General features: G+C 73.4%; 20 protein-coding genes and 3 tRNA genes. 7 read left to right on the forward strand and 16 right to left on the reverse strand.

Annotation, left to right across the window (positions count from 1 at the left end; translation table 11 throughout):
• Positions 1-3: 3 nt before the first annotated feature.
• The 3 genes from ACFVN3_RS05300 to ACFVN3_RS05310 form a co-directional block, all read right to left on the reverse strand.
• Entirely contained in the window at positions 4-612 is a 609-nt protein-coding gene (locus ACFVN3_RS05300) for a TetR/AcrR family transcriptional regulator (protein ID WP_378231280.1), read from the reverse strand.
• Between the two features lie 123 nt (positions 613-735).
• On the reverse strand, positions 736-1,338 hold the full coding sequence (locus ACFVN3_RS05305; protein ID WP_378231282.1) for a GDSL-type esterase/lipase family protein: 603 nt from the start codon (positions 1,336-1,338) through the stop codon (positions 736-738).
• 101 nt (positions 1,339-1,439) lie between these two features.
• Positions 1,440-1,512: transfer RNA gene (locus tag ACFVN3_RS05310), tRNA-Arg, on the reverse strand.
• A gap of 229 nt (positions 1,513-1,741) precedes the next feature.
• On the opposite strand from ACFVN3_RS05310, the gene ACFVN3_RS05315 reads away from it, so the two are divergent.
• Together ACFVN3_RS05315 and ACFVN3_RS05320 are read left to right on the forward strand one after the other, a co-directional pair.
• Positions 1,742-2,680 (forward strand): ABC transporter ATP-binding protein, encoded by a 939-nt coding sequence (locus ACFVN3_RS05315; RefSeq protein WP_378231285.1) that lies wholly within the window; start codon positions 1,742-1,744, stop codon positions 2,678-2,680.
• Positions 2,677-4,050, forward strand: a complete 1,374-nt coding sequence (locus tag ACFVN3_RS05320; RefSeq protein ID WP_378231287.1) for a hypothetical protein — start codon at positions 2,677-2,679, stop codon at positions 4,048-4,050. Before ACFVN3_RS05315 ends, ACFVN3_RS05320 begins: the two co-directional genes overlap by 4 nt.
• Before the next feature lie 111 nt (positions 4,051-4,161).
• Here the strand turns inward: ACFVN3_RS05320 and ACFVN3_RS05325 are convergent.
• From ACFVN3_RS05325 to ACFVN3_RS05355, 7 genes are all read right to left on the reverse strand, one after another.
• A tRNA-Ser gene (locus tag ACFVN3_RS05325) sits at positions 4,162-4,250 on the reverse strand.
• Positions 4,251-4,349: 99 nt separating this feature from the next.
• The gene (locus tag ACFVN3_RS05330; protein WP_378231290.1) at positions 4,350-5,627 is read right to left on the reverse strand and encodes a threonine/serine exporter ThrE family protein; all 1,278 of its coding nucleotides are present in this window, start codon (positions 5,625-5,627) and stop codon (positions 4,350-4,352) included.
• Positions 5,628-5,997: 370 nt separating this feature from the next.
• Positions 5,998-6,082, reverse strand: a tRNA-Ser gene (locus ACFVN3_RS05335).
• A gap of 100 nt (positions 6,083-6,182) precedes the next feature.
• Positions 6,183-6,815 (reverse strand): ATP/GTP-binding protein, encoded by a 633-nt coding sequence (locus tag ACFVN3_RS05340; protein ID WP_378231407.1) that lies wholly within the window; start codon positions 6,813-6,815, stop codon positions 6,183-6,185.
• A 361-nt stretch (positions 6,816-7,176) separates the two neighbouring features.
• Entirely contained in the window at positions 7,177-7,563 is a 387-nt protein-coding gene (locus ACFVN3_RS05345; protein WP_031317001.1) for a DUF742 domain-containing protein, read from the reverse strand.
• A 34-nt stretch (positions 7,564-7,597) separates the two neighbouring features.
• Positions 7,598-8,047, reverse strand: a complete 450-nt coding sequence (locus ACFVN3_RS05350; RefSeq protein WP_024839165.1) for a roadblock/LC7 domain-containing protein — start codon at positions 8,045-8,047, stop codon at positions 7,598-7,600.
• Positions 8,048-8,083: 36 nt separating this feature from the next.
• The gene (locus ACFVN3_RS05355; protein ID WP_378231292.1) at positions 8,084-12,016 is read right to left on the reverse strand and encodes a nitrate- and nitrite sensing domain-containing protein; all 3,933 of its coding nucleotides are present in this window, start codon (positions 12,014-12,016) and stop codon (positions 8,084-8,086) included.
• A gap of 231 nt (positions 12,017-12,247) precedes the next feature.
• On the opposite strand from ACFVN3_RS05355, the gene ACFVN3_RS05360 reads away from it, so the two are divergent.
• Together ACFVN3_RS05360 and ACFVN3_RS05365 are read left to right on the forward strand one after the other, a co-directional pair.
• Positions 12,248-13,225, forward strand: a complete 978-nt coding sequence (locus ACFVN3_RS05360) for an NAD(P)H-quinone oxidoreductase (protein ID WP_378231294.1) — start codon at positions 12,248-12,250, stop codon at positions 13,223-13,225.
• A 103-nt stretch (positions 13,226-13,328) separates the two neighbouring features.
• Entirely contained in the window at positions 13,329-13,976 is a 648-nt protein-coding gene (locus ACFVN3_RS05365) for a bacterial proteasome activator family protein (RefSeq protein ID WP_378231296.1), read from the forward strand.
• Positions 13,977-14,036: 60 nt separating this feature from the next.
• On the opposite strand, the gene ACFVN3_RS05370 is transcribed toward ACFVN3_RS05365, so the two are convergent.
• The 5 genes from ACFVN3_RS05370 to ACFVN3_RS05390 form a co-directional block, all read right to left on the reverse strand.
• Positions 14,037-14,963 (reverse strand): DMT family transporter, encoded by a 927-nt coding sequence (locus tag ACFVN3_RS05370; RefSeq protein ID WP_378231298.1) that lies wholly within the window; start codon positions 14,961-14,963, stop codon positions 14,037-14,039.
• Between the two features lie 109 nt (positions 14,964-15,072).
• On the reverse strand, positions 15,073-16,023 hold the full coding sequence (locus ACFVN3_RS05375) for a carbohydrate ABC transporter permease (RefSeq protein WP_378231300.1): 951 nt from the start codon (positions 16,021-16,023) through the stop codon (positions 15,073-15,075).
• Positions 16,020-17,003, reverse strand: a complete 984-nt coding sequence (locus ACFVN3_RS05380) for a carbohydrate ABC transporter permease (protein WP_047231924.1) — start codon at positions 17,001-17,003, stop codon at positions 16,020-16,022. The genes ACFVN3_RS05375 and ACFVN3_RS05380 overlap by 4 nt, the downstream gene beginning before the upstream one ends.
• A gap of 182 nt (positions 17,004-17,185) precedes the next feature.
• Positions 17,186-18,592: an ABC transporter substrate-binding protein gene (locus tag ACFVN3_RS05385; RefSeq protein WP_378231302.1), complete on the reverse strand. Its 1,407-nt coding sequence runs from the start codon at positions 18,590-18,592 to the stop codon at positions 17,186-17,188.
• A gap of 261 nt (positions 18,593-18,853) precedes the next feature.
• Entirely contained in the window at positions 18,854-19,882 is a 1,029-nt protein-coding gene (locus ACFVN3_RS05390) for a LacI family DNA-binding transcriptional regulator (protein WP_378231305.1), read from the reverse strand.
• 224 nt (positions 19,883-20,106) lie between these two features.
• Here ACFVN3_RS05390 and map point away from each other — a divergent pair, with 224 nt between their 5' ends.
• The 3 genes from map (at position 20,107) to ACFVN3_RS05405 (ending at position 21,660) form a co-directional block, all read left to right on the forward strand.
• Positions 20,107-20,898 carry a type I methionyl aminopeptidase gene (map, locus tag ACFVN3_RS05395; RefSeq protein ID WP_378231307.1) on the forward strand — a complete coding sequence of 264 codons (792 nt, stop codon included), beginning with the start codon at positions 20,107-20,109 and terminating at the stop codon, positions 20,896-20,898.
• An 89-nt stretch (positions 20,899-20,987) separates the two neighbouring features.
• Complete coding sequence (locus ACFVN3_RS05400) at positions 20,988-21,464, forward strand: hypothetical protein (RefSeq protein WP_378231309.1); 477 nt, start codon at positions 20,988-20,990, stop codon at positions 21,462-21,464.
• A gap of 19 nt (positions 21,465-21,483) precedes the next feature.
• Positions 21,484-21,660, forward strand: a complete 177-nt coding sequence (locus ACFVN3_RS05405; RefSeq protein ID WP_378215061.1) for a helix-turn-helix transcriptional regulator — start codon at positions 21,484-21,486, stop codon at positions 21,658-21,660.
• Between the two features lie 46 nt (positions 21,661-21,706).
• Here the strand turns inward: ACFVN3_RS05405 and ACFVN3_RS05410 are convergent, their stop codons facing one another.
• Complete coding sequence (locus ACFVN3_RS05410; RefSeq protein ID WP_378231410.1) at positions 21,707-22,492, reverse strand: HAD family hydrolase; 786 nt, start codon at positions 22,490-22,492, stop codon at positions 21,707-21,709.
• Positions 22,493-22,527 lie beyond the last annotated feature (35 nt).

Here is a 22,527-nt window from a genome sequence, read left to right on the forward strand (position 1 = left end):
CGGTCAGCGGACGGGGACCGGCGCCGGTGTGCGCGCCGCGTCGAGCAGGGCCTCGAACGCACGCCGGGCGCGCTCCTCGGCGAGCGGGTCGGCCATGAAGACGTGCGCGTGGTTCACCCCGAGCATGACGCCGTAGAGGTCGGAGGCGAACTGCTCCGGGTCGGCGTCGGCACGGAAGCCACCCTCCGCGACGCACGTGCGGAAGACCTGCGCGACGGCGTCGCACAGGTCGCGGTGGTCACGCACGAGCTGGTCCCGCACGGGGCCCTGCTGCGCGGAGAGCTCGGTCGCTGCCTTGACGAAGAGGCAACCGCCGGGGTCCTGGCGCAGGTCGCACGCGAGCCACCCCTCGAACAGCGCCCGCATCCGCGGCTCGCCGCGCGGGGTGCGCAGCGCGGGCGCGACCACCGTGTCGATGAACTCCGCGCGCGCCTGGCCGAGCACCGCGAGCTGGAGCGACTCCTTGGAGCGGAAGTGCGCGTACAGGCCGGACTTCGACATGCCCGTGGCCGACGCGAGCTCGCCGATGGTGAGCCCGGTCAGCCCGACGCGGTACGCGGCCTCCACGCCACGGTGCAGGATCGCCTGCCGCGTCTCGTCGCCCTTGGTCACCCGGAGAACGTAGCACGATCGTGCGGAAATCGGGAGCCCCCGGCGGCGACGGCGCGCATCCGGCGACGACCTCGCACGCGTCGCAAGGTCCCCCGCGCGACGTTCAGCCGATCCACGCGAAGTTCAGCCGATCCAGGAGAGGACCGGTTCCTCGACCATCCCCGCCAGGACCGCGTAGCCCGCCGCGCCCGGGTGCGCACCGTCACTCTCGCTCACCTCGCGCCGCCACGTCGCGTCCCGCGCCGTCCGGTCGAGCACGGGGACGTACGGCACGCCGAGCGTCGACGCCTCGTCGCGGAGCGCGGCGTCCAGCGCGGCCGAGCGCGCGTTGTGGTCGTCGTCGTCCACGGCGACCGGACCGACCAGGAGCAGCGGGACCGGGCCGAGGTCCGCCGCGATGCGGCGCAGCGCCGCGCGGGAGCCCGCGAGGTCGACACGCGGGCGGGCGTCGTCCCCGAGGGCGGTGTCGTTGACGCCGAAGGAGACGACCACGCGCGGCTCCGCGGCCGGGGCGAGACGTGGCGCGACCTCGCGAGCCAGGCGCTCCGCGACCTGCTCCGAGGTGTCGCGCCGTACCCCCAGGTTGTACGCGGTCAGGGGCAGCCCTCGGGCCGCCGAAGCGGCCACGACCCGCCCGACCCAGCCCAGCGCCGACCCGTCCCCGACCCCGGCGACGAACGAGTCACCCACGAAGCACACCCGCACGTCACGGTCCAAAGGTCGCACCGGCGCAGTCTACGAGCGCCGCGCCCGGCACCCGCTGCGCACGGAGCCGAGAGAAACGACGAACGGCCCCACCCGTGCGGGTGAGGCCGTTCGTCATGGGGTGCGCCCGAAGGGATTCGAACCCCCAACCTTCTGATCCGTAGTCAGATGCTCTATCCGTTGAGCTACGGGCGCTGGTCCTGCTCGCCGCTGATCGCTCACCGGCCGTCGAGAACACTACCGTGTCCCCGCCCCGAACCCAAACCGATCCGGCCCTCAGAGTCCCGGGGTGACGGACGCCACGCCGTCCGACCCTCGCCGCACCCGGCGCGCCGGGCGGTCCCCCCAGGGTCGGACGCGAGCCTCTCGACGTCCCGTCCCCAGCCCGACGCGGCAGGACCGGCCGCCGTCGGACGATCGATCCATGACGTTCACCGGCCCCTCCTCCGCCCCCGGCGGCTCGCCACTCGTCGCGAGCGCGCTCACCAAGGTCTACGGCTCCGCCCAGACCGCGACGCACGCCCTCGCGGGCGTGAACCTCACGGTCCACCCGGGCGAGTCGCTCGCGATCATGGGCCCGTCCGGCTCCGGCAAGACGACGCTCCTGCACGCCCTCGCGGGCATCATCACCCCGACCTCCGGCTCGGTGTCGTGGCGGGGTGAGGACGTGACGACGCTCTCCGAGGCGCGTCGCACAGTCCTGCGCCGCCAGGACTTCGGTTTCGTCTTCCAGTCCGGCCAGCTCCTGCCCGAGCTGCCCGCGGTCGAGAACGCGGCCCTGCCGCTCATGCTCGCAGGCACGGCGCGCACGGAGGCGACGGCCGTCGCCGCACGGTGGCTCGCGCACCTCGGCCTCGCCGGGATGGAGCAGCGCCGACCGGGCGAGCTCTCCGGCGGCCAGGCCCAGCGCGTCGCGATCGCGCGCGCGCTCGTCGGCTCGCCCGGCGTCGTCTTCGCGGACGAGCCCACCGGGGCGCTCGACCAGTCGACCGGTGCCGAGGTCCTCGACGTGCTCACGCGCGCCACCCGCGACTCCGGTGCCGCGCTCGTCGTCGTCACGCACGACGCGGGCGTCGCGCGCCACTGCACCCGCACCGTGACCATGCGCGACGGTCGCATCTCCGGCGAGTTCTTCGCGCCCGGGTCCCAGCCCGCGCCGGGCGCGGCGCAGCAGCCCACGGCGAGTGCCGCCGTCGGGCAGCCCGCCCCCCTGCCGCCGGCGCCGCCCGCCGCCCCGTACGACGCCGCCACCCAGGCCGCGATGGCCGTTCATCCCGCCGCGGGGTACGTGCCCGGCGCTCCTGCCGCGCCCACCACCCCCTCCGCGCTGAGCCACGAGAGCGGCCAGGAGAGCGCGCGATGAGGACCGTCGACCTCTGGTGGCTCCTGCGCCGCCGCAGCGCCGACGAGCGCGACCCGCAGGGCCTGACGAACGTCCTCGCGATCATCGCCTTCGGCGTGACGACGGCGATCCTGCTCGTCGTCATGGGCGGCTTCCACGCGTTCCTGGAGCGCGCCGGCGGCATCGACGGCATGCGCGAGGGCATGGACTCGGCCATCACCCCGTACGCCACGCAGTACCCGCTCCTCGCGGGCGTCGCGTCGCTCCTGCTGCTCATCCCGCTCGTGACGCTCGGCGCGGCGGCCGCGCGCCTCGCCGTCGCGCGCCGCGACGCCCGCCTCGCGGCGCTGCGCCTCGCGGGGGCGACGACGGGCCAGGTCACCACCCTCACCGCCCTCGACGCCGCCGCACAGGCTGTGATCGGCGCACTCGCCGGCCTGCTCGGCTACGGCGCGCTGCTGCCCCTCGTCGCGCAGCTCCGCTTCCAGGGCCGCACCTTCGCGATCGGCGAGCTCTGGGTGGGGGTTCCCGCGCTGCTCGGCGCGGTCGTGCTCGTCGTCGCGATCGCACTCGTCTCGGCGCTCGTCAGCCTGCGCCGCGTGGCGATCACCCCGCTCGGCGTCGCGGCCCGTGTGACGCCTCCGGGGCTCAAGGCCGTCCGGCTGCTGTCGATGGGCGTCGCGTTCGTCGCGCTGATCGTCGCGACGAACCTGTCGTTCGGGTCCGTGGCGGTCGTCCTGACCGTCCTCACCGTCATCCTGCTGGTCGGCTTCGCGACGGTGAACGTCGTCGGCCCGTTCGTCATCTGGCTCGTGGGCAAGATGACGGCAGGCTCGGCACGACGCGTGCCGACGCTGCTCGCCGGGCGGCGGATCGTGGACAACCCGAAGACGGCGTGGCGCTCCGTCGGCGGGGTCGCGCTCGCGACGTTCATCGCCGGGCTGACGAGCATCTTCGCGCTCCTGGAGCCGGGCATGGGCGCCGACCCGGACGAGGTGCAGTACCTCACCGACATGAAGACCGGCGGGTTCCTCACCCTCGCCATCGCAGGCGTGCTCGCCGCCGTCTCGACGGGCGTCATGCAGGCGGGGCGCGTGATCGACCAGCGCAACGAGTACCGCACGCTCGTCCTGTCCGGGACGGACCTGCGCACGCTCGACCAGGCGCGCTTCCGCGAGACGCTCGTCCCGCTCGTCGTGAGCGTCGGTGTGGCGACGTTCGCCGCGCTCCTGTTCATGGTCCCCGTGATCGGGCTCAACGCGTTCGCGAACGTCGGGGTCGTGGTCCAGTTCCTGCTGTGCGTCGCCGCCGCGTCGGCACTCGTGCTCGCCGGGGCCGGCGCCTCCCGGTTCGTGGTGCGGTCCGCGCTCGCGACCACCGGGAGCGCCTAGCCCGCCCCGGAGCCGTCGGCGCCCCACCGTCCTTGCCCGTGGGGCGCCGACGCGCTCGGTTCCGGGCAACAGAAAAGGCCCCGGGCGCTCGGCAGCCGGGACCTTCCTGAGCGGAGACGGAGGGATTTGAACCCTCGAACGGATTGCTCCGTTACCACCTTAGCAGGGTGGCGCACTAGACCTGACTATGCGACGTCTCCTCGCAGGTTCGACGGGAGAACCTGCGTCGCCCAGGGTACAAGGGCGTCGCCGCGAGACCAAACCGCCGGGCCCGGCGGCGTCGGGCCGCCGTCCGGCACCTAACGCTCGAAGGTCCACTCCCGGTCGGTGAGCATGCGGGCCACGGCGAGACCGATCGCGAGCGCGACGATCACCAGCCCGGCCTCGACGGCGTAGGCGAGCGCCTGCGCCGTAGCACCGGTGTTGAACTCGTACACCGCCCGGTAGGCCGTGACTCCCGGGACCATGATGACGACCGCCGGCACCGACACCGTGATGCGCGGGACGCGCAGCGCCGGGGCGACCGTGGCCGCGAGCAGGCCCACGAGCAGCGCGGCCGCCGCCGCGGCGGCCTGGGGCACGACGTCGGCGTCCACGAGGAGCAGCCGACCGACGTTCGCGACCATCCCGATCGACGCGGCCCCGAGCGCCATGGCCCACGGGCTGTTGAACATCAGGGCGAACCCGAGCACCCCGAGGAAGCTCGCGACGCTCCGCAGGCCGAGGAAAAGCGGCTCCGCGAGACCGGGCGGCGGCACCGGGTCCGGGGCGAGCCCCGCCGCGGCCGACACCCCCCACACGGCCAGCGCGGCCGAGGCGAGGATCATGAGCGCGTACGTGACCCGGGCGACCCCGGCGGAGAAGTCGAGCTTGGCGAGGTCGAGCGCCCCCGTGACGAGGGCGAACCCGGGCACGAGGAACAGCACCGCCGAGACGTAACCCGCCTCGTGGCCACCGTCGACCCCGGCAATCTCCGACAGCGCGAGGACGAGGACCAGGTAAGCGATGCTCGCGACCGCCGCCGCGAGCATCGTCACGCCGAACTGGTTGATCCCCCGGTGCAGCATCGCGCGCCGCACCCCCTGCCCGAGCGCCGCGGCGACGAGCACCGCGCCGCACTCGACGAGGCCGCCGTTGTTGAGGAACGCGAAGGCCGCGCACGCGATCCCTGCCCACAGGGCGTTGAGCAGCGCCCCGTACAGCGGCGGCCGGCGCGCGATCCGGTCAAGCTCCGCGTCCACGGCGTCGAGGTCGGCACCCGCCGGCAGGGTCGCGGAGAACCGCTCGAGCTGCGCCAGGCGGTCGGCGTTGATCCCGATGGACCGGACCTCGGTGAGCTCGGTGCGGAAGATCGGCCCCCGATACGACGTCGCGGTGATCTCCGTGAGCGTCACGTGCGCGGCGATGTGGTCGAGCCCCAGCGCCCTCGCCGCGCGGGTCATGTGCGACTTCACGCGGTAGCTGCCCGTGCCCGCGGAGAGCGCGAGGCGGCCGATCCGCAGCACGGTGCCCGACCGGCGGATGAGGTCGACGGGCTCGAGACCGGCTTCGTCGGCCGGGGAGGGCTCTGGCGTCACGAGGCCATGATCCCGTAGGTCCGCGCGCGCGGCACTCGCCGAAGGTCCCTCCGCGTCGGGGCTGCGGGCCGCGGTCGCCGCGATGCGGTCCGACCCTGGTCGAGAGGCCCACGTCACGGCCCCGACAGACGCAGGACCCAGTCCGGTGGTGCTGGTGCGCTGGCACCTCGCCCACCACGACGAGCGGTTATCCGTCGACAAGGCGGCAGCGGTGCCCGAACCTCTCGTCGGGTAGATGCCGTCGGACACGCAGTGGTGCACCAACGTCGTCCTCGACCCGAACGACGAGCCGGACGCTCGGCGTGCTGGACGTGGACGGGGACTGACGGCACGACGCGGGGCCCCGGTCTCCGGTGCCCCGCGTCGGAAGCGGAGGGCGAGGGATTCGAACCCCCGGTGCGTTGCCGCACAACGGTTTTCAAGACCGTCACATTAGGCCGCTCTGTCAGCCCTCCCGGCGTGCCATTGTGGCACGCCCGGCCCGTGCACGACGACGGCGGGTCACCCCGTGGAGGGTGGCCCGCCGTCGTGCGGTGGCACCGGGAGCGTGAGCGGTCAGGCCGCGCCGCGGAGCTGACGCATCGCGAGCTGGACGAGCGCGATGAGCGTCTGCTTGGTCGCCGCGCGCGAGCGGGCGTCCGTGTAGAGCATGGGGACGTGCGCGGGGATCTGCAGCGCCTCGCGCACGTCCTCGAGCTTGTGCTTGGCCACGCCGTCGAAGCAGTTCACGCCCACGACGAAGGGGATGTTGCGCGACTCGAAGTAGTCGATCGCCGGGAAGCACTGCTCGAGGCGGTCGGTGTCGACGAGCACGACGGCGCCGATCGCACCGCGGACCAGGTCGTCCCACATGAAGAGGAAGCGGTCCTGGCCCGGCGTGCCGAACAGGTACAGCCACAGGTTGCCCGGGAGCGACACGCGGCCGAAGTCCATCGCGACGGTGGTCGTCGTCTTGCGGTCGGACACGCCGCCCGCGTCGTCGACGCCGACCGAGTGCTCCGTCATCGCAGCCTCGGTGTTGAGCGGCTCGACGTCGGAGATCGACCCGATGAACGTCGTCTTGCCGACGGCGAACCCGCCGGCGACGACGATCTTGACGACCGTCGGCGCCGTCCGCGCGGCCGCCGTGGCTGCTGCGGGCTGCGCGGCCGGGGACTGCGCCGCAGCGGTCGGCTGCGCCGGCGCCACGGAGCGGGCGGGCTGCGCCTGAGCGGCAGCGACAGACTGCGCCGGAGCGGCAGGCTGGGCCGGAGCGGTGGGCTGCGCGGCGGCGACGGGCTGCGGCGCGGTGCGCGGCTGAGCGGCTGCCTGAGCGACCGGGGCTGCCGCCGTCGGAGCGGAGTCCGAGACGGTCGGCGCGGGCTGCTGCGGCGCAGGTGCCGCCGGCGCGGCGGGGCGCGCCGGGACGGCCGCCGCCGGAGCCTGGGTGGGCACACCGACGGGCGCGCTCACCGGCGCCCACGCCGTCTGCCGGACCGCCGACTGACCACCGGGCGCACCCCCGATCACCCCGGACGGCTGCCCTGCCTGCGGCGCGCTGCCCGAGCCGTCAGAGGGTGGAAATGCCATTGAGAACACTCTCCAAGACGCTCAGGGACAGACCCGAGTGGTTGCTGCCGTGACCCGTGTGGACGTTGAGCGGGGTCGACGTGTGGACGGTGATGTAGTTGTCCTCCTGCAGGTCCGCGACGAGCACCTTCGTCACACCGAGCGGAAGGCGCAGGAGCGCGGAGAGCTCGGCGATCGAGACGTACGTGTGCGCGGCGTGCTGGAGGATCGAGCGCTTCTCGGGCGGGAGCCCGAAGCTGTTCACGGCGCCCGGCATGACCTCGACGAGCGCCTCGAGCGGGAGGTCGGACGTGGCGGAGCGCACACGACCACCCGTGACCGCGTACGGGCGGACCGTCGCCGCCTCGTACCCGTCGTGTGCTCCCATGCTGCCGAAAGGTACGTTCGTCATCGATCAGTCCTCATCCCACCGGGGCTCGCGTCGCGCCGTCGACGGGAAGGCTACCCCGCATCTCCGAGATGAGCTGCGGCGTCAGTGTCGCCTCGGTGCGGGAGACCAGGAGCGCCATCTCGTAGCCGATGAGGCCGATGTCGCAGTTCGCCTCCGCCACGACGCCCAGGACGGACCCGTTCGAGACGTTCATCAGGAACAGGAACCCGTTGTCCATCTCGATGATGGCCTGGCGGACGTTCCCTCCGTTGAGCTGCCGGGCTGCCCCACGGGTCAGGCTCGACATGCCGGAGACGATCGCCGCGAGCTGGTCACCGCTCGTGCGGTCGAGCTGGTCCGACATCGCCATGAGCAGGCCGTCCGCCGACACCACGAGCGTGTGCCGGCTGCCCGGGACCGTCCGCACGAAGTTGTCGAGCAGCCACCCGAAGTTGGTTGCCTCGGTGCTGAGCGCGTTCACTCTTCCTCCTCGTCAGTTGCCGCAGACGGCATGTCGTCACCGCGCCTGCGGCGCTGAATCAGGGACATAATCCATGGCCTGGGGGGTCCAGGTCGAACTCGTCTCGTCCTGGCCCTCGACACGGCCGCGGGCCGTGGCCGACTGGAACGCCGACAGACGGGCCCGGAGCTGCTCCGGATCACGGTCGATGCGGGCCGTGAAGCGGTCGACGTAGCCCTCCCGCTCCTCGCCGCGCGCGCGTCGGGTCAGGCCCGCCGCCGTCGTGCCGCCGTCGACCTGGAGGGGCTGGTAGATGCCGTCGTTCGGGTCCGCCAAGGTCGCTTCCTGGAAGTCGGTGCTGCCCTGCAGCAGGGTGGACATCTCCTCGTACAGCACCGCGGACGCCATCCAGTCAGACCGTGCCTCGACCGAGTCGGCGATGTACCCGGGCTCCAGCGGCTCGATCGCCTCCCCCACCTGCCTCCGGACGAGCGGCGTCGGCGGGCCGTACCCGGCCGCGGCCGGGCTCGGCGCAGCCTCGGGCGCCGCAAAGGACGCTTCGGGGGCCGCGTAGCCGGTGTCCGCGGACGGCACGTCCTGCACCGGGGCGAGCGTGCGCGTCTCCTGCACCGGGGCGGCGAACCGCTCCTGGGCGAACGGCTCCGGGGCGAACGACGCCGCGGCCGCACCGCCCGCAGGCTGCCCGGCCCGCGGCGCGAACGCCGACGACCGCGCGGGGGCCTGGTTCTCCTGCGACGCGGCCGCCGGTGCCGCGACCGGAGGAGCAGCGACCGCGGAGGCTGTGGGGACGAGATCCGGCGTCGGGGCTGCCGGAGCCGGAGCTGCGGGAGCTCCGGCGGGGCGTGACGCCAGGGCCTCGGGCGACGGCCCGGCGGGGCGCGCCTGCGGCGTCGCCGTCGTGCGGGGGCGCCGACCGAAGAGCCCCCGCTTGCGCGCCTGGCTCTCGCGCAGCGAGCGACGCGTCGGCAGGTCGGCCATCAGCTCCTCGAAGCGGGGAAGCGCCTCGAAGGTGAGCTCCGCGGGGATGTCCTCCCCTGCCTCGTCACCCGCAAACACCTCCGGGACCGCCGCCTCGACGTGCGCCACCGTCGGCACCGGGGCCGGCGCGGTGGTCTGCACGTGAGCCGCGGCAGCCGGGGCACGCTCGACCAGCGGAACGCGCGCGACGGTCGCCTCGTCCACGGGCTCGGCCGCGACGGCGGGCACGACCCGGGTCGCGTCGAGCGGCGCGTCGGCCACCGACGACGGCGCCCACGCCTCGACGGCCGGCTCCGGCGTCCACGCCCGCTCGGCAGGCTGCTCGGGTGCCCAGGCGTCAGCAGCCGGCTCCGGAGCCCACGCCTGCTCGACGGGCTGCTCCGGTGCCCACGCCTGCTCGGCGGGCTGCTCCGGCGCCCACGCCTGCGCAGGGGCCCAGGTGTCCGGTGCCGGCGCGACGGCGGGATCCTGCGGCGTCCACACGTCCTGCTGGACCGGGGTGTCTGCCGGGGCCTCGGAGACGAGGGGGATGTCCGTCGCCGTGACGTCCGGGGCGACGGGCAGCTCCACCGGGTTATCGGTGGCCGGACGGTCGCCGACCGGGCGGAAGCTCGAGAAGAGCGCGCTGCGCGTGCTCACGTCGAGGACCGGGATCTCGGCGGAGACCGGTTCGACGGGGCTCGTGGCCGGGCGCGACCTGCTCGGGAGCGCGGCGCCGGCGTCGGCGACCTCCGCGGGCGGGCTCCACGCCTCGTCCGCCGCCGGGAGCTGCTCCGGCAGCGCCGGCGTGGCGAGCGGGGGCAGCACGATCGCGCCGGTCTGAGGACCCGACGCGAAGGACGCGCTCGGCGCCGCAGCGGCGGGGTCGACCGTGCGCGAGCGACGGCGAGGCATGCCGGTCTGGGTGGTGCCGTCCGTGAGCGCGTCGAGGTCGACGGGAACCGCGACGGGAGCCTCGGGCTCGACGGTCGGGAACGACGCCGTCGCGGCGGGTGCCGGGATCGACGGAGCGGCCGGTGCCGGGGCCGGGAGCGCCGGGACGGTTCCCGTGCCGGCGAGCTGCTGGGCCGCCGCCTGCGTGCTCGTCTCGAGCGGGTCCGTCGGCTGCGGGAGCGGCACGTTCGAGTCGGGGACGAAGAGGGCGGCCGGGAAGGACACGACGACCTCGGTCCCCTGGTCGTCGCCGCCCGCGCTGAACCGGACCTTCGCGCCGAGACGGTCGGAGAGGCGACCGACGACGAAGAGGCCCAGGCGCTGCGCGCCGACGACGTCCGACGCCGCGTGCGTCGCGACCTTGCGGTTCGCCTCCGCGATCTCGTCCGGTGTCATCCCGAGACCGTGGTCGCGGACCGTCACGTAGACGAAGTGCTCGTCGCGACCGGTCGTGACCTCGACCGGCGTGTGCGGCTCCGAGAACATCGTCGCGTTCTCGAGGAGCTCGGCGAGCAGGTGGGCGGCGTTGAGCGCGTTGTGCCCGAGCATGAGCGGGTCGACGACCAGGTTCAGGCGGACGCGGTCGTACAGCTCGATCTCGGAGGACGCCGTACGGATGACGTCCGAGGCCGGCATGGGCTGACGCACGCGGCGACCCGAGTCGATGCCCGCGAGGACGAGGAGGGACTCCGCGTTGCGGCGCATTCGCGTCGCGAGGTGGTCGAGGCGGAAGAGGTTGGACAGCGTGCCCGCGTCCTCCTCGGAGCGCTCGAGGTCGTCGAGGAACGCGAGCTGCCGGTTGAGGAGCACCTGGTCGCGGCGCGCGACGTTGACGAACATCTCCGCGATCGAGCCACGGAGGGCGGCCTGCTCGCGCGCGACCTTGATGGTCGTCTGGTTCACGTCGTTGAACGCGGTCGCGAGCTGGCCGACCTCGTCCGTGGACTCGACCGTGATGGGCGCCAGGTCGATGCCCGGGCCCTGGCCCGGGACGGCGACCTGCTCGACGAGCCTCGGGAGCTGGTCTCGCACGTCCTCGGCCGCGTCGGTGAGGCGACGCAGCGGGTTGACGATCGCGCGGGCGATGAGACCGGCGACGAGGATCGAGGCGATGACGGCCGCGAGGGTCGCGAGGATGGTGATGACCGCGCGCGTGGTCGCCGCACCCGCGAGGTCGGACGCCCTCTCCGCGGTGGCGGTGCGGACGTCGTCGCGCACCGGGCTCGTCTGGTCGCGGTCCGCCTGCGACAGGTCCGGCCACTGCTTGGCCTGGCTGGGCGGCGTCGCCTTGGGGCGGGAGCCGGCGAGGTTCTGCCGGATCTGGTTGTACGTCGCGCCCGGCACCTGCAGCTGAGCGTCTCCGGGGAGCCGCCGGACGGCCGTGCGGGTGCGGTCCGCGAGGGTGTCACCGGTGGTCACCAGGACCGCGGCCTGCTGGCTCGTCTCGGTGCTCTCCTGGCCGAGCTGGGCCGCGGCGAGGACCGCACCGGCGAGCGGCTGCTCGAGCGCCTGCTGGGCGAGGAGCTCGTCGAGGAGGACGTAGGCGTCGAGGTACTGCGCGAGGCCGCGGTCCGGGGTGGTGTCGGCGAGCGTACGCGGCACGTCGAGCGCCGCGTCGATGAGGGCGCTGTACTGCGAGTTGCGCGCGAGCTGGCCGATGGACGACCGGTCGATGGACTGCCGGACCGCCGTCAGCTCGCTCCGGTCCGCGATCGTGTCGGCGACCGCGTCTCGCACACGCGGGTCGAGCACCGACGTGTCGAGCTTCGCGTACGCGCGGTCGCGCGCGTCGAGCGCCTTGTCCGTCTTCTCGCGCTGCGCCATCATCTGCGCCTCGCTGTCCTCGGTCCCCTCGGTCGCGTCCAGGAAGGAGTACGAGCGCTCGGCCGCGATCTCTGTCCCCGCCGCGTCCTGCGCCGCGAGCGCGCCGACGAGCGCGCTCGTCTGGCTGGCGTCGCGCGCCGACCCGATGGCCTGCGCCGAGATGATCGCGGCGGCGGCGAAGAGGACGAGGACGGGCACCGCGAGGGCCGCAAGGATCTTCCCGCGAACGCTCAACCTGCGGAGCATACGAACCTGCCTCCATCACCTGTGTCCACCCGTTCGGCGGCGCGGTCGGCGCGCGTGGCAGCGGCGCCTCCCGGGCTCCGCTCCCCGGTCGTGCGTACTAACTATCGGTGCACATCCCCCGGACACCTAATCCGCGAGGAGCGTGAACTTTCGTCCCGCTCCCGCGACGCCCCGTCGGCGAACCGGCGCCTCCCGGGCCGTCCGCGTAGTCTCGGCGATGTGCGAGGCGTCACGATATCGGCCCCCGGTGGCCCTGAGAAACTAACGGTTTCCGAGCTCCCTGACCAGACCCCCGGACCGGACGAGCTCGTGGTCCACGTCGCTTCCGCTGGCGTGAACCGCGCTGACCTGCTACAACGCGCCGGATCCTACCCGCCGCCGTCCGGTGCACCCGACTGGCCCGGCCTCGAGGTCTCGGGCACGGTCGCGGCCGTCGGGGTGTCGGTGACGGGGTGGTCGGTGGGCGACCGCGTGGTCGCGCTGCTCGACGGCGGCGGCTACGCGGAGCAGGTCCGCGTCCGGTCGACGCAGGTGCTCCCCGTCCCGGACGGCGTGGACCTCGTGGACGCCGCCGCGCTCCCCGAGGCGGCGTGCACGGTGTGGAGCAACGTCGTCGACGTCGGTCGCCTGGCCCCGGACGAGTGGCTGCTCGTGCACGGCGGGTCGGGCGGCGTCGGGACCGTCGCCGTGCAGGTCGGCGCCGCGCTCGGCGCCCGCGTGTCCGTCACCGCGGGCGGCCGCGACCGGGCCGACCGGTGCCTCGCGCTCGGGGCGAGCCTCGCCGTCGACCACCGCGAGGAGGACTTCGTCGCCGCCGTGCGGGACGCCTCCGGCGGGCACGGCGCGGACGTCGTGCTCGACGTCGTCGGCGCCGCCTACCTGCCGCGCAACCTGGAGGTGCTCGCCACGGGCGGGCGCCTGGTCGTCATCGGCATGCAGAAGGGACGACGCGCGGAGCTCGACCTGGGCCTCCTCCTCGCCCGGCGCGCGACCGTGGCCGGGACGACGCTCCGGGCGCGGCCCGCGGCCGAGAAGGCCCGCATCGTGCACGAGGTCCTCACGCACGTCTGGCCGATGGTGGAGGACGGGCGCGTACGCCCCGTGGTGCACGCGCGCCTCCCGCTCGAGGAGGCCGCGCGGGCGCACGAGCTGCTCGACTCGGGCGAGGTCTTCGGCAAGGTGCTCCTCGTGCCCTGACGACGGCCGACCACGGCTGTCGACGGCCGACGACGGCCGACGACGGCACAGGAGGTCACCCGCCGTCGGTGCGCGCGTGGGCGCCGCGCGCCAGACTGGACCCATGGCTGACGAACCCCGCGACCCCCGCCCCGACGAGCCCACCGCCCCCGAGCCCGCGAACGGTGCGGAGGACACCGTGGACGACGACGACGAGCCCGCCCGCGCCACGGTCGTGATGCCGGACGGGACGGGGGTGAGCGTCGTCGAGAGCGACGACTCGACCGACCCCGACCGCAACCCGGCGACGGTCATCGAGGAGCCGGCGAAGGTGATGCGCATCGGCGGCATGATCAAGAAGCTCCTCGACGAGGTCCGGGACGCCCCGCTCGATGAGGCGGCGCGGTCGCGCCTCGCCGAGATCCACGAGCGCTCGCTCACCGAGCTCGAGGAAGGCTTGTCGCCCGACCTGGTGGCGGAGCTGCACCGCATCACGCTCCCGTTCTCGGACGACACGGTCCCGACCGACGCGGAGCTCCGCGTCGCGCAAGCGCAGCTCGTCGGCTGGCTCGAGGGTCTGTTCCACGGCATCCAGACGGCGCTCGTCGCCCAGCAGATGGCGGCGCAGGCGCAGCTCTCGCAGATCCGCCGCGCGCTGCCGCCCGGCTCGTTGCCGCCCATGGGCCCCGGCGGCCCCGGCGACGTCCCGGGACAGCCTGGCGGGCGTCCCGACGAGCACGACGGGAGGCCGTCGCCGGGCCAGTACCTCTGACCGACCCGAGCAGCCCTGCCGGTCCCGTGGACGACGACCCGGGCGCGGCGGGGTCGTTCGTCAGGCGGGCGGCGGGTCGAGCGGGACGTCGTCCCTGGGCGGTGCCCCGTCGGCGCGCCCGCCCGGTCGCGCCGCGGTCATCGCGATGGCTCCGGACACGAGGACGAGGCCGACGAGCTCGGGGACGGTCGGGACCTGCCGCAGCACGACGGCCCCGACGACGGCGGCCGTCGCCGGGAGCAGGGCGAGCAGCACCGAGAACGTCGCCGCGCTGACCCGGCGCAGGATGACCTGCTCGAGCGCGTACGGGACGACGGACGAGAAGAGGGCGATCCCGGCGATCGCGACCACGTGCCGCCAGTCGCCGAGCACGGGGACCGCCCCGGACGCGAGGAACGGCGCGAACACGAGGGCTCCCACGGTCATCGCGACCGCGAGCGACGTCACGCCCGACCCGGCGACGGCGACCCGCCGCCCCAGCAGGATGTACGCCGCCCAGCACGCGGCCGCGACACCGATCGCGGTGAGCCCGAGGACGGCGTCCGCGCGCGGGAGGTCGGACTCGATCGTCACCCCGGCGAGCAGCACGACGCCCGCCGCCGCGACCGCGATCGCGCCCCGCTCACGCCACCCGCTGCCGGTGACCGCGGCTTCCGCGACGGGGCCGAGGAACTCGATCGCGACAGCCGTCCCGAGGGGCAGGTGGTCGATCGCGACGTAGAACGCGAGGTTCATCGCGGCGAGGGCGACGCCGAAGACCGCGACCCACGCGAGGTCGCGCCGGGTCCACCGGTGCCGCCACGGCCGACGCCACGCGAGCAGCAGCAGCGCCGACGCCGCGATCCGCAGCCACCCGATCTCGATCGCGCCGGCCACGGCGAACAGCCCGACCGCGATCGCGGCGCCCAGGTACTGCGTCAGCCCCGAGACGACGAACAGCGCCGGGACCGGGACCCGGTCGAGGGCGGCAGCGGGGCGACGGGTCACCCGACGACTCTAGGCGTCCTCGGTCACGGGACAGTCTCCCGCTGAGCATGCGGTTGCGGCCCGTCCTACGTGTCGAACGGGCCGCGACCGCATGGTCGGCGCCGTCGGGTCAGCCCTTGACCGAACCCGCGAGGAGACCGCGCACGAAGTACCGCTGGAGAGCGAGGAACACGGCCACGGGGACGACCATCGAGATGAACGCGCCCGCGGGCAGCAGGTGCCAGCTCGCGCCGCGCGAGCCGGACAGCTCGGCGAGGCGCACGGTGATGGGCGCGGTGTCCTGGCCGGACGCGAACGTCAGGGCGACGAGCAGGTCGTTCCAGACCCAGAGGAACTGGAAGATCCCGAAGGCCGCGATCGCGGGGACGAGCAGGGGCATGAGCACCTGGAAGAAGATCTTCACGTGCCCGGCGCCGTCGACGCGTGCCGCCTCGACCAGCTCGCGCGGGATGTCCTTCATGAAGTTGTGCAGCAAGAAGATCGCCAGCGGCAGCGCGAAGATCGAGTGCGACAGCCACACGGGCCAGAACGACCCGTCGATCCCCCAGTCGACGTACTGCGTCAGCAGCGGGACGAGCGTGACCTGGATGGGCACGATCTGGAGCGCGAACACCGCGACGAACAGCAGGTTGCGGCCCTTGAAGTCCACCCACGCGAACGCGTACGCGGCCAGCGACGCGAGCGTGATGGGGATGATCACCGCGGGCAGCGTGATGACCAGGGAGTTGATGAAGTAGGTCGCGAAGCTCGTCGACCCGCCGAACAGCGCGTCGGTGTAGTTGTCGATCGTGAACTCGGGGTTGGCGAACGCCTCCCACCAACCCGTCCGCCGGATCTCGCGCGGCGGGCGGAACGAGGTGACGAGGAGCCCGAACGTGGGGATCGTCCACAGGACGGCGAGGACGATCGCGATGATCGACGCCGGGCGCGACGACACCTTGCGCCGCACCTTGCCGGCGCGCTCGTCGAGGCCCGCGACGATCCCCTTGCCGGTGCCCTCCTCGGCGGTCTCGTCGACGAGCGGGGCGTCCGGGACGGAGGCGGACAGTGGGGTGCTCATCGGATCTCCTCCGCCTGCTTCAGCTGCCGCACGTTGTACACGATGATCGGGATGACGAGGACGAAGAGGATGACCGCGAGCGCGGCCCCGAGCCCCTGCTCGCCCTGCCGCAGCGCCTGCGTGTAGAACTCGTTGGCGACGACCGACGTCTCGAAGCGACCACCGGTCATGGTGCGGACGATGTCGAAGACCTTGAGCGTGCCGATCGCGATCGTCGTGAGGACGACCACGAGGGCGGGGCGGATGCTCGGCACCGTGATGTAGCGGAACATCCGCATGCCACCGACGCCGTCGAGGCGGGCAGCCTCGACGATGTCGTCCGGGATGGCGCGGATCGCGGCGGCGAGGATCGTCATGGCGAACCCGGCCTGGATCCAGATCATCACGAGGATGAGGAAGAACGTGTTCGCCGGGGCACTGAGGAGGAACTGCTGCGGCTCGAGGCCGAGCCAGACCAGGACCTGGTTGAACAGGCCGATCTGCGGCTGGCTCGCCGGCTTGTACTCGTACATGAACTTCCAGATGATGCCCGCGCCGACCATCGAGATCGCCATCGGCAGGAAGATCAGCGTCTTGGCGAACTTCTCGAAGCGCGACCGGTCGACGACCACGGCGTAGACGAGGCCGAGGAACGTCGACACGAGCGGCACGACGATGACCCAGATCGCCGTGTTGCGCAGGACGATCTGGAACTCGTCGCGCGTGAACGCCGTGACGTAGTTGTCGAGCCCGACGAACGCGGACCCCGTGCGGTTGTAGAACGAGTCCCGGATCGTGCGCAGGCCCGGGTAGAGCAGGCCGAACGCGAGCATGACGATCGCGGGCCCGGCGAAGGCGAGCGCGACGACCCAACCCGGCACGCGCCGCGGCCGGTCGACGAGGAAGAGGATCAGGCCCATGACGACGACGAAGAGCAGGATCGCGACGAGCATCACCGCGAGCTTGCCCCCCGTCCCGGCGGGTTCGAGCAACCAGTCCATGTGAGAGCTCCTGAGGTGGCCGGCGGCGGCCGGGCGACGACGTGGTGTTTCAGCGGGGACGGCCCGGGGACGGGTCGTCCGGGGATCGGCCCCCCGGACGACCCGCCCCCGGGGTCGACGCGTGGACCCGGGGCCCGGCTCGCGGCTCGTGCCGCGCGGTCGGGCCCCGGGTCACCCGCGGGTCAGGACGTCGGCCAGGACGCCTCGATGGCGTCGAGGACGGCCTCGTCGGACTTGTCGCTCGCGATCCACTCCGTCATCTCGGTCCAGAACGAACCGGCGCCGACGGCGGCGGGCATCATGTCCGAGCCGTCGAAGCGGAACGTGTAGCTCTCGTCCGTGAGCAGCTCGTACGCCTGCTGGTCCATGGGCGACTGGAGCAGCTCGGGGTCGAGGCCGTTGTTCGCGCTGATCCAGCCCTGCGGGGTCACGCTCGCCTTGGCGTTGGACCACTCCGGGCTCGACAGGTACGCGTGGAAGGCCTGGACCTCGGGGCGGTCGGTGAAGGCCGCGACGAACTCGCCGCCACCGAGCAGCGGCTTGTCCTCCGCGGTCTCGCCCGGGAGGTAGAAGGCCCAGACGTCACCGTCGGGGGCGACGACCAGGTCGGGGTCGAGCGTCGTCCAGTTGGCCTGGTAGAACGTCGCCTGACGGTGCATGTAGCACAGGCCGTCGATGATCGGGTAGCCACCCTCGGTGAACTCGGTCGTCGCGATCGTGCTCACGTCACCGAGGCCGCCGTTGACGAACTCCTCGTTCTTCAGCACGTCGCCGACCGTGGCGAGCGCCGTGGCGATCTGCGGGTCGTTGAACGGGATCTCGTGGTTGACCCACTGGTCGTAGACCTCGGGGCCCGCCGTGCGCAGGACGACGTCCTCCATCCAGTCGGTGGCCGGCCAGCCGGTCGCCTCACCGGACGCGATGCCCGCGCACCAGGGCTTGATGTCGCCACCGGGGTTGTCCGCGACGATCTGGTCGGAGAGGTCCATGAGCTCGTCCCACGTGGTGGGGACCTCGTAGCCCGCGTCCTCGAACATGGACGGCGAGTACCAGACGAACGACTTGACGTTCGCGCCGAGCGGGGTCGCGTACAGCGTGCCGTCGACGGTGCCGTACTCCTTCCACGACTCGGTGTAGTACTGGTCGACGTTCGCCGAGGCGTCCTCGCCGACCGGCTGGATCGCGTCGGGGAAGTCCGCGACGATCCGGCGCAGGAGGCCGGGCTGCGGCAGGTACGCGATGTCCGGCGCGCTGCCGGACTGGATGCGGACGGGGAGCTGGGCCTCGAACTCCTTGGAGCCCTCGTACTCGATCGTGGCGCCCGTGCACTCCTCGAACGGCTCGTACGACGCCTGCTGCTGCTCCGCCTCGGTGTCGACGATCGTCGCGTACACCGACACGGTCTTGCCGGACAGGTCGCCGTACTGCTCGTAGTCGGCGCAGTCCACCTCGGCGCTCGGCGACTCGTCGTCGCCCCCGCCGCCGCCACCACCGCTGCACGCCGCGAGCACGAGCGCGAGGCTCGCGCCGCCGGCGGCGACCACCAGCGTGCGGCGACGCGCCGCGCTGGTCCTCGTGGTCCTGGTCATCTCAGCCTCCACCTCGTCGTGGGTACGGACGCCGTCACCCCGGTCCGGTGAGGACCGGGCGCATCGCGACGTCGCGAGCGCGGGTGCGCTCTCGCCCTAAGGACCATGCAAGCGGTTGCATCCCGGGGCCGCAAGCACAGGAGAGGCGAGTTTGCGTAACGATTCCGTCACGCGCGCCGGGTGCGCGCTCTCTCGGCCCCGATCCGCTGGCCGCGCTCCCACGAACCCGGCCCCGGCGGGCGGCGGGCTCGCCGTCGTGCCCTAGCGGCGGACGCGAGGAGGTGCGGTCGAGCCGCGCCGCACCAGCTCGGTCGGGTAGGTGATGCTCTCCGGCACGGGTGCTCCGTTGATCATCTCGAGCAGGAGGAGCGCGGCGTCGAACCCCTGCTGGTAGGCGTCCTGGGCGATCGTCGTCAGGCCGACGAGCTCGCCGAGGTCGTGGCCGTCCACCCCGACCACCGACAGGTCGTCGGGCACCCGCAGCCCCAGGTCTCGCGCGGCGAGGATCGCCCCCATCGCCATCTCGTCCGACGCCGCGAACACGGCCGTCACGTCCGGGCGGCGGCGCAGGAGCTCCGCCGTCGACTCGCGCCCGCCCGCGACGTCGAAGTCGCCGTTGACCTCGAGGTCGGTCTCGACGGCGACGCCCGCGTCCTCCAGCGCGCGCACGTAGCCCCGCGCGCGCTCGACGGGCGGGGACCACGACGACACGAGGTCCGGCACGCCGGTCACGTGGCCGATCACCCGGTGCCCCAGGTCGAGCAGGTGGCGCGTAGCGGCTCGGCCCGTCGCGACGTCGTCGAGGCGGACCGTCACCTGGTCGGCCGGCCCCGACCCGACGAACGCGAGCGGCCGGGCGAGCCCGACGAGCGAGCGCACCTCGTCGTCGTCGAGCGGCAGCCCGACGACGAGCGTGCCGTCCACGCGGTGGCGCAGGACGCTCGGGTCGACCCGGCGCCGGGACGAGGTCCGGCGCACGTCGAACGTGTACAGCAGGACGTCGTAGCCGAGGTCCCGCAGCGCGCGCTCGGCGCCCTCGATGACGTTGGCGAAGAACCACCGGTTGACCCACGGGGTGAGGACGCCGATCGTGCGGGTGCGGCCGGTGGCCAGCGACGACGCGGACGGCGTGGGGACGTAGCCGAGCCGGGCCGCCTCCGCGAGCACCCGCAGGCGCGTCGCCTCCGACACGTTGGGCAGGCCGCGCAGGGCGCGCGAGACGGTCGCCGTGGACACCCCGGCGGCCTGGGCGACGTCGTCGATACCTGCCACGACGGGTGATGCTGCCACGCCCGGAGCCCACGTGGCGAGGCGCCGTGCCGCATCGTGAGCAGATCGATGCAAGCGCTTGCCCTCCCTGTGCCGCGCCCGCGCCGCGCCCGGGCCGCGTCGGAGGGACGGCGACCGATATCGTGGGGAGGCCCGCCCCCGCGGCACTGCTCGGCACCGCTCGGCGCCGTGCGGGTCGCCCGCGCCGCCGTCGGGCACACCACCTGCGAACCGGAAGGACCACGATGATCGAGCTGAGGACCCCGCGGGAGATCGACCAGATGCGACCCGCAGGACGGTTCGTCGCCGACGTCCTCACCACGGTGCGCGCCGCCACCAAGGTCGGGACGAACCTGCTCGAGCTCGACGAGGTCGCGCACAAGATGATCCGCGACCGCGGGGCCGAGTCGTGCTACATCGACTACCACCCGTCGTTCGGGGCGAGCCCGTTCGGCAAGGTCATCTGCACGTCCGTCAACGACGCCGTGCTCCACGGCCTCCCCCACGACTACGCGCTGCGCGACGGCGACCTGCTGAGCATCGACTTCGCCGCGTCCGTCGACGGGTGGGTCGCGGACTCGGCGCTGTCGTTCGTCGTCGGCACGCCGCGCGCGGGCGCGCTCGGCGAGGCCGACGCCAAGCTCATCCAGACCACCGAGCGCGCGCTCGAGGCCGGGATCGCGGCCGCGCAGCCGGGCAAGAAGGTCGGCGACATCTCGGCCGCCATCGCCGACGTCGCGCACGCCGCGGGCTACTCGGTGAACACGGACTTCGGCGGGCACGGCGTGGGCCGCACGATGCACGGCGAGCCCCACATCCCCAACGACGGCCGTCGCAAGCGCGGGTTCCCGCTCAAGCCCGGCCTCGTCATCGCGATCGAGCCCTGGTTCCTCGAGTCCACGGACGAGATCTACACCGACCCCGACGGCTGGACCCTGCGCTCGGCCGACGGGTCGCGCGGCGCGCACAGCGAGCACACCGTCGCGATCACGCCCGACGGCCCGGTCGTCCTCACCGCGCGCGAGCCGCGCGACTGAACCTCTCCCATGTCAAGCACGCTTGACAGCGTGCGCCGACGCTGGTTGGCTCGACCTGTCAAGCACGCTTTACGCATGAGGAGAGACCCGTGAGCGACGCACCCGTCCCGGCCGACGACGGCAGGCTGCAAGACCACGAGCACGTGCTCGGCGACCGCGCCGCTCCCTGGTGGGCCTGGGCAGGGGCCGCGCTGGTCGCGCTCGCCGTCGCGGCGTCGGTCGGCATCGCCGCCGGCCTGTTCCGGCGCGAGGACTTCTGGCTCGTCGCGGCCGTCTTCACGGTGTGCGTCCTGCCGCCCGCCGCCGTGCTCGGCTGGTTCCTCCTCGTCCGGCCGCGCACGAGCGCGCCCGAGCCGCACGCCGAGGAGAACGTCGAGCGGCGCTGGACGGAGCGGGCGGCGGCCGGCGCGTTCTGGGACGTGCTCGTCGTCGCCGGTCTCGCGCTCACCGCGGTCAGTCTCACCGGGCTGGAGCTGAGCGTCTCCTTCGTCCTCGCGGTGGTCGTGCTGGTCGCGATGGTCGACTTCTTCGTCCGGCACGCCGTCGTCTCCCGGCGCGAGTCGTAGGGCGCCCGTGGACAACGACATGGCAGCCCGACGCGCCGGGCTCGGCTGGTCGCAGGCCGAGCTCGCCAGCCGTCTCGGGGTCTCGCGACAGACCGTGATCTCGATCGAACGCGGCCGCTTCGACCCGTCGCTGCCGCTCGCGTTCCGCATCGCCGAGGTGTTCGGCTGCCGCATCGAGGACGTCTTCCGCCCCTGAACGGGGAGGGCCGCGCAGCCTCGCGCCCTGCGGTCCTACCTCGCGGTCAGGGCAGGAGGCTGCGCAGGAGGTGGGCCGCGCCGTCGTCCTCGATCGAGCCGGTCACCTCGTCGGCCGCCGCCTGCACGACGGCGTCCGCGTGGCCCATCGCGACTCCGTGCGCCGCCCAGCGGAGCATCTCGACGTCGTTGCGCCCGTCGCCGACCGCGACCGTGCGGTGGGGCTGGACGTGCAGCGCGCGCCGCACGAGCTCGAGCCCGGTCGCCTTCGTGACGCCCAGCGGCGCGATGTCCATCCACGCCGTCCAGCCGACGGCGTAGGTGACGTCGTCCAGGCCGAGGCGCTCGACGAGCTCGTGGAACTGCTCGCTCGTCGACCCCGGCGAGCGGACGATGACGCGCGTGACCTCGCCCGACCACAGCTCGTCGAACTCGACGACGCGGTGCACGCCGTCGAGCTCGCCGTCGGGGAAGAGCTCGTTCATGCGGAACCCGACGCCCACGTCCTCGACGGCGTACCGGGCCTCGGGCAGGTGCTCGCGCAGGAGCCGCAGGGCCGGGCCCGGGTCGAACGTCACGACGTCCTCGAGCGCGTACCCGTCCGGCTCCTCCGGGTCGAGCCGTGCGGTCACCGCGCCGTTCGACGCGACGACCCAGCCGCGGTCGATCCCCAGGATCTCCGCGACGGGCGTCATCGCGATGAGCGAGCGCCCGGACGCGAGCACCACGTGGTGGCCCGCCGCGCGCAGGTCGGCGACGGCGTCGCGCACGTCGTCCGACAGCTCCTGGTCGTACGACATGAGGGTGCCGTCGATGTCGAGCGCGACGAGCATCGGCCCGGACGCGTCGTCCGGGACCAGGGGACCCG

Source organism: Cellulosimicrobium sp. NPDC057862 (assembly GCF_042797035.1).
In the GTDB taxonomy this organism is placed as follows: Bacteria; Actinomycetota; Actinomycetes; order Actinomycetales; family Cellulomonadaceae; genus Cellulosimicrobium.

What these genes read in the sequence shown, in the direction of transcription:
- ACFVN3_RS05405 (WP_378215061.1), top strand. Translation starts at nt 21,484, where the DNA reads ATGGCAGCCCGACGCGCCGGGCTCGGCTGGTCGCAGGCCGAGCTCGCC.
- ACFVN3_RS05365 (WP_378231296.1), top strand. Translation starts at nt 13,329, where the DNA reads ATGGCTGACGAACCCCGCGACCCCCGCCCCGACGAGCCCACCGCCCCC.
- ACFVN3_RS05375 (WP_378231300.1), bottom strand. Translation starts at nt 16,023, where the DNA reads ATGAGCACCCCACTGTCCGCCTCCGTCCCGGACGCCCCGCTCGTCGAC.
- ACFVN3_RS05410 (WP_378231410.1), bottom strand. Translation starts at nt 22,492, where the DNA reads ATGCTCGTCGCGCTCGACATCGACGGCACCCTCATGTCGTACGACCAG.
- ACFVN3_RS05345 (WP_031317001.1), bottom strand. Translation starts at nt 7,563, where the DNA reads ATGGGAGCACACGACGGGTACGAGGCGGCGACGGTCCGCCCGTACGCG.
- map (WP_378231307.1), top strand. Translation starts at nt 20,107, where the DNA reads ATGATCGAGCTGAGGACCCCGCGGGAGATCGACCAGATGCGACCCGCA.
- ACFVN3_RS05320 (WP_378231287.1), top strand. Translation starts at nt 2,677, where the DNA reads ATGAGGACCGTCGACCTCTGGTGGCTCCTGCGCCGCCGCAGCGCCGAC.
- ACFVN3_RS05385 (WP_378231302.1), bottom strand. Translation starts at nt 18,592, where the DNA reads ATGACCAGGACCACGAGGACCAGCGCGGCGCGTCGCCGCACGCTGGTG.
- ACFVN3_RS05380 (WP_047231924.1), bottom strand. Translation starts at nt 17,003, where the DNA reads ATGGACTGGTTGCTCGAACCCGCCGGGACGGGGGGCAAGCTCGCGGTG.
- ACFVN3_RS05315 (WP_378231285.1), top strand. Translation starts at nt 1,742, where the DNA reads ATGACGTTCACCGGCCCCTCCTCCGCCCCCGGCGGCTCGCCACTCGTC.